The sequence below is a fragment of the Paenibacillus sp. KS1 genome (assembly GCF_001680695.1).
Classification (GTDB): Bacteria; Bacillota; Bacilli; order Paenibacillales; family Paenibacillaceae; genus Paenibacillus_B; species Paenibacillus_B suaedae.
The window spans coordinates 1-7,016 of the sequence record NZ_MAIS01000153.1 but is presented as its reverse complement, the minus strand read 5'-3'; the positions used below and the strand labels follow the sequence as shown (position 1 = coordinate 7,016).

Annotated in this window: 10 protein-coding genes; 4 read left to right on the top strand and 6 right to left on the bottom strand. The window is 37.4% G+C overall.

Annotation, left to right across the window (positions count from 1 at the left end):
- From BBG47_RS26850 to BBG47_RS26825, 6 genes are all read right to left on the bottom strand, one after another.
- Nucleotides 1–873 (bottom strand): OLD family protein (locus BBG47_RS26850; protein ID WP_139070790.1); only part of this gene is annotated, 873 nt, incomplete at its 3' end.
- A gap of 83 nt (nucleotides 874–956) precedes the next feature.
- Nucleotides 957–1,544, bottom strand: coding sequence for a hypothetical protein (locus BBG47_RS26845; RefSeq protein WP_065294295.1), 588 nt, complete (start codon nucleotides 1,542–1,544; stop codon nucleotides 957–959).
- 524 nt (nucleotides 1,545–2,068) lie between these two features.
- On the bottom strand, nucleotides 2,069–2,977 hold the full coding sequence (locus BBG47_RS26840; RefSeq protein WP_065294294.1) for a hypothetical protein: 909 nt from the start codon (nucleotides 2,975–2,977) through the stop codon (nucleotides 2,069–2,071).
- A gap of 84 nt (nucleotides 2,978–3,061) precedes the next feature.
- Nucleotides 3,062–3,280, bottom strand: a complete 219-nt coding sequence (locus BBG47_RS26835) for a hypothetical protein (RefSeq protein ID WP_065294293.1) — start codon at nucleotides 3,278–3,280, stop codon at nucleotides 3,062–3,064.
- A 133-nt stretch (nucleotides 3,281–3,413) separates the two neighbouring features.
- Nucleotides 3,414–3,632, bottom strand: a complete 219-nt coding sequence (locus tag BBG47_RS26830; protein WP_065294292.1) for a hypothetical protein — start codon at nucleotides 3,630–3,632, stop codon at nucleotides 3,414–3,416.
- Nucleotides 3,632–4,237, bottom strand: a complete 606-nt coding sequence (locus BBG47_RS26825; RefSeq protein ID WP_065294291.1) for a TnsD family Tn7-like transposition protein — start codon at nucleotides 4,235–4,237, stop codon at nucleotides 3,632–3,634. The genes BBG47_RS26830 and BBG47_RS26825 overlap by 1 nt, the downstream gene beginning before the upstream one ends.
- Nucleotides 4,238–4,659: 422 nt before the next feature.
- On the opposite strand from BBG47_RS26825, the gene BBG47_RS30930 reads away from it, so the two are divergent.
- From BBG47_RS30930 to BBG47_RS26810, 4 genes are all read left to right on the top strand, one after another.
- Complete coding sequence (locus BBG47_RS30930; protein WP_251486999.1) at nucleotides 4,660–4,839, top strand: transposase; 180 nt, start codon at nucleotides 4,660–4,662, stop codon at nucleotides 4,837–4,839.
- A gap of 183 nt (nucleotides 4,840–5,022) precedes the next feature.
- Nucleotides 5,023–5,469 carry an IS3 family transposase gene (locus BBG47_RS29650; RefSeq protein ID WP_139070789.1) on the top strand — a complete coding sequence of 149 codons (447 nt, stop codon included), beginning with the start codon at nucleotides 5,023–5,025 and terminating at the stop codon, nucleotides 5,467–5,469.
- Nucleotides 5,470–5,841 (top strand): IS3 family transposase, encoded by a 372-nt coding sequence (locus BBG47_RS29645; RefSeq protein WP_139070788.1) that lies wholly within the window; start codon nucleotides 5,470–5,472, stop codon nucleotides 5,839–5,841.
- 193 nt (nucleotides 5,842–6,034) lie between these two features.
- Nucleotides 6,035–6,547 carry a DUF4145 domain-containing protein gene (locus BBG47_RS26810; RefSeq protein ID WP_065294290.1) on the top strand — a complete coding sequence of 171 codons (513 nt, stop codon included), beginning with the start codon at nucleotides 6,035–6,037 and terminating at the stop codon, nucleotides 6,545–6,547.
- Nucleotides 6,548–7,016: the final 469 nt, after the last annotated feature.

The following is a 7,016-nucleotide window of genomic DNA, read 5'->3' as shown; positions in this document are numbered from 1 at the left end:
ATTTCCATTCCTACTCCAAGTTAAATATAAATCTTCATTCCTACCATTACATTCATGAGGAATCAACTCAATTCTATCTAACTCAGGAAGAACTATTCTACAATACGTGAGATAACTTGAGTAGCTACCATCTCTCCTTCCACTTTCCGAACTAATTTTTTTAAAAAACTGTAGTAATTCCAGGCCAGGATCACTTCGCTCTGTAGCTCCCGGTTCTGGTTCTTTTTCAATATAATTAATTTCCCTTGTAGCACTCGGTAAATACATACATGTCATACTTCTAATCGACTCTTCAAAATTAGCTATAGATGAAATAGTCTCAAATAAGTAAGATGTGAATTCTTCAACCGGATTCCCATCAAATCCAAAAAACTTATCTACTTGATCATTCCAGAATACTTGATCGATAAACATAGAAAAATAACCGAAAAAAACTTCAGCTTCACTCAATGGAACTTTCAATAAAATGAAAGTATTATTTATAAAATTTCTAACCTGATCTGGTGTAACAGCGAATCCCTTTTCCAATAAAATCGCCAAATGCCTATTCAAATCACCTTTATTAAATATTTTATCAAATATTTCACTTGATTCTTCAGTCGTACATTTAGTGTATACTTTAACCAATTGCTTACCGTCTACAGCATTAAATCCAATATGATGCAAGCTGTCATTATATATCGAAAACTCTTTAGAGTTAAATGTACTGTATCCCAATAAATGTAAGATTCCGATATATGATGCCTCCAAAAACGATGTTTTCCCAGAATCATTAGCTCCAGTAATAACTACTATATCAGCAAGATTCACTCTAACTGGAAATTCATTCCCAATTGATTTGTGATTGCTTACTTCTATGCTTTCCAGTCTCATTATAGATCCCCTACTTTATTTTTTTATGATATTAAATCATTTTGGTATAAAAAGACACGATATCGAAATTTATATCCCCTACATTACTCCTTACAGAGTATTGGCCAGCCATATATCGTCCTCCAATATTGTTCAATTGCGACCCTTCCTCTTTTAGTTTCCAGCAGTCTTCTTACAACCTCTTTATCAGTTTCCTTCAAATCATCCATTTCAAATTTATGATGAAATATCCTTACCCTCAAATCATATTGAGACAAATTGTACGTTCTAAAACCAATTGCAGTGGTTAGGTCGTTATTTAATGCAAAATGCGACCTTATTCTTGTAAATACATTCTTCTCATGCCCGTTGTATATAACCAAAAGTCCATTTTCATCAGAATTACATAAGTTTTCTCGAAAGATTTTCAGATTATCTTTCGAGGTTTCAACTATGTTAGTTCCCTTTTTAGGTAATTCCACAGGTGTTTTAACTTTAATAAGATTCTGAACAGTCTTATCTTTAATCATAAACCAATAAAGCCCACTTGCTCCTCCTTTTTGCCATAGGTTAGGGTAATTTTCATCGAACCATTTGTGTGTAAACGTTTTTTCATCCCAATTATTTTCACCTCCAAATCTCAACTCAATGGAGTTTCCCCAAGCATATGATGTTACTTCATTTAATTTCATCTTAACCCACCAGAATGTATTTTTTGCTAACATTGATTTTTGTGGAAACCACAATTATTTGCACGTTATCTCACTATTACTGAAAAAGAGACCCTCAAGGTCTCTCTAAATTAGTGCAATTCAATTCTAAACATATATGTAGTCATGTTTTCTCTTAATCATTTCAGTAATCTCTAAAAGTGCATCTTGTTCATTTTTTGCAACAAGGTTATTTAGTTCAATTACCTGTTGTTCAGCAACGCAAATACGTCTATAACCGCCGCAAATATATAATTTCATTATCAATTCCTGGATATGTCGCTAACTGTACTTCGTAGACATGCATCACTTGCATTGGCTTTGATCCTGTTTCGAAATTTATAACAAAACGAACTATCTTTGAAATTATTGATCCTGTTTCAACAGAGGAAAAAGTAGGCAAAATCATCTCTCCTTTTTTTTACAAAGTATACTAAATTATAGACTTAAAAAGCTTTCAGGGACCAAAGGAAAATCCGATTCACAAAATATCGGATAAGTCCCCATCACCTCTTAAAGTATTGATGATTTATGCTCTCCTCAAAATAATGTTTTCTCTTAAGCCAGATGAGACCATCACCTTTAGTAATTACAGCAACATCTATGGGACCTCCAACGGTCTCTTGTTCTTTAGAGACTTTTTTCTTAAATGAGGAGAGATTTACAAGGGTTTCGGCAAAACTCCCAAGTTCATTGTGCGGTAAATTCATTATAATATCATGCATTGGGTTAATATAACTTTCCTTTTGATACTCCGATATTCCTGCATAAAAAGCATCAACCGCCCTATTTTTTAAATCAACAAGAAAATTATCTTCATTATCAATATTATAACGATCTCTTACTAACTGATTATAATATTCAAGTAGTTCCATCATGTGATTCCTTGAAAACTGCTGTAAATCTGGGTCGAAGCCCAGTAAGTACCTGTATACAACATCCTGTTGAGCAAACGGAACTACAGATGAATTGGTAGTAATTCCGTCGATATTTACTGACTTATTGTTTTGTATTTTTAAACGATCACCGAGAACCAATCCAACTGTATATGAATACAATGCAGGGAATATCTCTTCATCCCCAAAACCTGTGATTACTAATCCAGTATATTCTTCATAAGAGAAACTGTCAGTGTAGATATAGACAGAAACAATTCTTTTTAGATTCAATCGGTCATCTTCAGTTAACTGATAACCGTTAAAAATGATGTTAATAGTTTCGGTCAGCAGATCGTCATTTTCAATACAAAAAAAATGCAATTCATCCGATGAGCAGTTAGGAGATAATGTCCAATTATCGAGTTGACTCAATGAATTAATATAATCTGAAAATGTCTCTTTATTATCCAATTGAGGCTCGGTATTTTCATAGTTATTTAGGAGATCTTGAAAAAGATTAAGTGCGGTAAAGCTCAAACGATTTTTCTGAAGGGCTACTGGAACAATACCACTACGAAGGTAGCCAATAAAATCTTCACAATAATCTTGTACATAATCAAATCACGTATTATCAAGCTGTTTCCTGTAGGATTTAATAATTGTTTCCCATGGGATCCCCATAAAGGTCGATGTATTGTATATCATAATTCCAATCGGATGCTTGTATGACAATGGTAGTATTTTAATAGCAGAGTTGTAGACCTTATCGCCAACCGTAACAGCACTATCTGCCGCCAGTGCCACCGCTGACCTATTTAGAATGGCTATTTCCGCAGTCATTGTTCCTCCTTGTAAACGGTATATATAGGAAATATCATATCATTATTTATTCCGAAAAAGTATCTTTTCACCTTAATTTGAGCAGCAAAAAAGGCTTTTGGATTTTTACTTCCATAAGCTTTCATGAAGAGATTTATTTAGGAGTAATTGAAATAAGCTCATGCAAACATTCCTCTGGAATTCGACTGACTCCAGCTTTTAACTTTACCCTGTTCAAAGTTAATGGTTCATCATGCGATTTTAGCTCCCCTAACGCCCACATTACTCTGCGTTTTCTGAACGCTTCTGCATCTTCTACCACCTGTTCAAGAAATGCTTTGGTTAGCTGCATCTTCTTCAAATGCTTAGGCATTAGGCATTGCATCCCCATAGTTTCTTGAATCGTTTCAATGTTAAACGTCGAGGCTTCCCTTCCTCGATCATCATCTGTTTCACAAATTGAGTGACTTGATCAAGAATTTCCTGATCCCTTGTCTCCCAATCGTATCGCGTGGAACCAGCCTTCGGCAGCATCTTTTCGGGCATATGTTCCATAAGAAATTGTCGGTCGTATAGGTAGAGCCAATCGTAAACCTTGGGGTCGAGTTTCCTCAGTTCTAATCTTCCATGATAGGGATGCTGACTTCTCATTTGCAACCAAGCTTCTCGCCTTTCCTTTTTAGCCTGCTCTCTATATTCTGGTGTCATCGTTTTCTTCATTATTTTTCGTTTGGAACGATGCGTGTTACTTTCAGTTTCACTACACGGCTCAGAAATTTCATTATAGAAAATGTCGTCAAGTGTATGACCCAAGAATTGCATTATGAGCAAATGACGAATTGGATGAGACCCTTTTCGATGCTTTTGAAAAATCAGCTTTAGCCAACTGCTTTCACCGCCCACTGAAGAATGAAGGAAGCCCAACAACTCGTCCCCATAAAAATCAACGAAGTCTTTTTGGACTCGTTGATGATCCACTCTCCCTTCTCAGAAACATATCCTTTCCGCATCAACTGATTCTTGTAGTGATAGTAGAACCAATGCAGCGGACGATTTGGGTATTTAAATTTTAGCAACTGCTCAATATTGTTCACGATGCAACTGTATTGCTCTAACATTTTCTTGTCCTCAATCATTTGAACATGAAATCAGAGCAATTGTCCCGCGTCGGAGCTGCAAAAACATACTTTCCAGGGATAAAATCGGGACAAAGGGTCAGAAATAACTTGGGTAACAACCTGAGCAAATGCCTGAGTTAGACGCCTGTGAAAAGCCACTGTGATACGATTCAAGAAGAACCCTGCATTCTCCCAATCTGGTATTATCCCCTTCAAGTAGACACTCAATAAAAACCGTCATGTTATCATGGAGGTTGGAGCGCCAATTGGAGGGGATATTTTATGGCTAAAAAAGGACAAACATTCTATACGTATACAGAAGAATTCAAATTGAAAGCGGTTAAGGCTTATTTGGAGGGCTGTGAAAGTTACAAGGTAGTAGCCAAACGAGAAGGAGTTCGTAATTGTACACAGTTGAAGGTTTGGGTGAAGAAATGGTCAAAACGGGGAGTCATTCGATGAGCGGAAAGGCAACGGGTCAAATCCACTGAAAGGGCGTACTCGGACGTCGTTTGGAAGCGTTGAAGAAGAACGAGATTACCTGAAAGTGCAGGTGGATTACTTAAAAAAGCGGTATCCAAATCTAGTAAAGGAGAAGCCCTCAGTCAGCAAGCTAACTATGAAATAGTGGAGGAGCTACGTAATATGCACGGCATTTCATGCCTACTAGCCATTGCGGGAATACCACGATCCAGTTATTACAAATGGCGAGCCACGAAGCTAGTACGCGAGGCAAGACGAGACAAGGACCATGAAATTAAGGAACACATGATGGCTATCCATTTTGTAAACCCAGAATTCGGTTACCCTCGCATGATGACCGCCCTGTGGGAAGCTGGATACAACGTGAATCATAAAAAAGTATGGAGAATCATGCGTGAGATATCGATCCAATCGGTTATCCGGAGAAAGCGAAAACAGTCCAATTACACGCCTTCTGTCGTGTATCCGAATCGCTTAAAGCGCCAATTCCATGCCACAGCACCTCAGCAAAAAATGGTCACCGATATTACCGATATTTCTGACGGAATGAAATTTTATTACTTGTCCGTTATCCAAGATTTATTCAACAACGAGATTGTTGCTTGGTAATTGTCAGAACGGAACGATGTGAAGCTCGTGCTAGATACGGTAAAACAATGGGCAAGAAAAAGAGACGTCTCGAAAGCCGTGCTCCATTCGGATCAGGGCTTCCAATACACGTCTCAGGCATACAACACGCAATTAGAAGCACTCGGCGTTAAAGGCAGCCACTCTCGCAAAGCAACCTGTCTCGATAACGCTTGCATCGAATCCTTCTTTTCGCATCTCAAGACAGAGAAGTTGTATATTAAACAGTGTAAATCAGGAGTAGAAATTCAGCAAGCGGTGGAAGATTACATTTATCATTATAACTTCCACCGCTTTCAAGCCAAATTGAAACAACGCGCACCGATTGAGTATCGGTGCGCGCTAGCTGCTTAGCTTTTTTCATCTGTCTACTTGACAGGGGTATGTCTAAATCTCCCCCCTGCCCCAAAAAGAAAAGCTGAGCAAAAGTCAGGAAATAATCCTGAATTGCTTGACAACAAGTTATTGTTCTAAATCAGTTTTTGCTGGTGAAGGATACTTTGTCAACAGCTCTCTGTTACAATAATCAATGGAGGGAGGTAATTATATGAAAAAGATAACCTTTGAAAACTATTACTCTGCTGATGAAACCATTCATTTTTTTGGGAAGTTGAACACTGTAGCGGGAAATTTAGAGCCAATCACTGAGAAAAATTACATAGAATCCATTCAAGACATATGCCTTAATGAAAAAGTTCCAGACAACATTAAATCATTATTTGAACCAGCATTAGCATTGTATGCCTATGGATATTTGTACTGGGCCTTTTTCACATTAGCAAATGAACAAGCAATTAAAGCCTTTGAAGCGGCTATATCGTATAAACATGAAGAAGTTATTGGTACAAATATGGATTCCAACGGAAGAGATGTTAGATTGTCTAAAAAAATTAATAACTTAGTTAAACGGCGAGTAATAGATCGAAGTAGAAAAGATTACTACCATGCTTTACGAATGTTTAGAAATATGTCTTTCCACCCTAATGAACAACATATATTGGGACATAACAATGAAGCATTAAGGAATATTGCGAATGCAATAAATGAGCTATTTGTATAAATGCCCTTCCCTGTTTTCCTCTCCCCAAATCCCTGTTACTTTGTAATCAACAAAAAATTACCGTCTCAAAACTTGCCCATCTCCAACACCCTAAATCCCTTTCCCTACAAGGCTTCCACCCGATTTCCGAGATAATAATTAGTGTCCCGTTATGTCAGGTTCCAACGGCGAAAAACTGGTAAAGAACTGGTTCAATTGTGAACGGAACGAGATAAAAATTCGTGTCGAAAATGCAGGGGAAAAGCAGAGAAAAGATTGAGAAAGAGCTTGAGTAACGATCGAAGAAAAAATCGATAAATGCCTTGATAGGCTTGGGATTATGATTGAGGGAACGGCTTGAGGAGTGCTTTAATGAGCAGTGAAAAAGACTGGAGCAAGGATCGAGTAATAAACAGATCCCTTCCCAGTCTTTGGTCTTGTTTGGACACTAATTTTTATTCCTGGACACTTATTTAGGGTCGTGGACAGG

Excerpts from the sequence above, each read along its gene's own strand:
- BBG47_RS26845 (WP_065294295.1), bottom strand. The coding sequence starts at position 1,544 with ATGAAATTAAATGAAGTAACATCATATGCTTGGGGAAACTCCATTGAG.
- BBG47_RS26835 (WP_065294293.1), bottom strand. The coding sequence starts at position 3,280 with ATGACTGCGGAAATAGCCATTCTAAATAGGTCAGCGGTGGCACTGGCG.
- BBG47_RS26830 (WP_065294292.1), bottom strand. The coding sequence starts at position 3,632 with ATGCCTAAGCATTTGAAGAAGATGCAGCTAACCAAAGCATTTCTTGAA.
- BBG47_RS30930 (WP_251486999.1), top strand. The coding sequence starts at position 4,660 with ATGGCTAAAAAAGGACAAACATTCTATACGTATACAGAAGAATTCAAA.
- BBG47_RS29650 (WP_139070789.1), top strand. The coding sequence starts at position 5,023 with ATGCACGGCATTTCATGCCTACTAGCCATTGCGGGAATACCACGATCC.
- BBG47_RS26810 (WP_065294290.1), top strand. The coding sequence starts at position 6,035 with ATGAAAAAGATAACCTTTGAAAACTATTACTCTGCTGATGAAACCATT.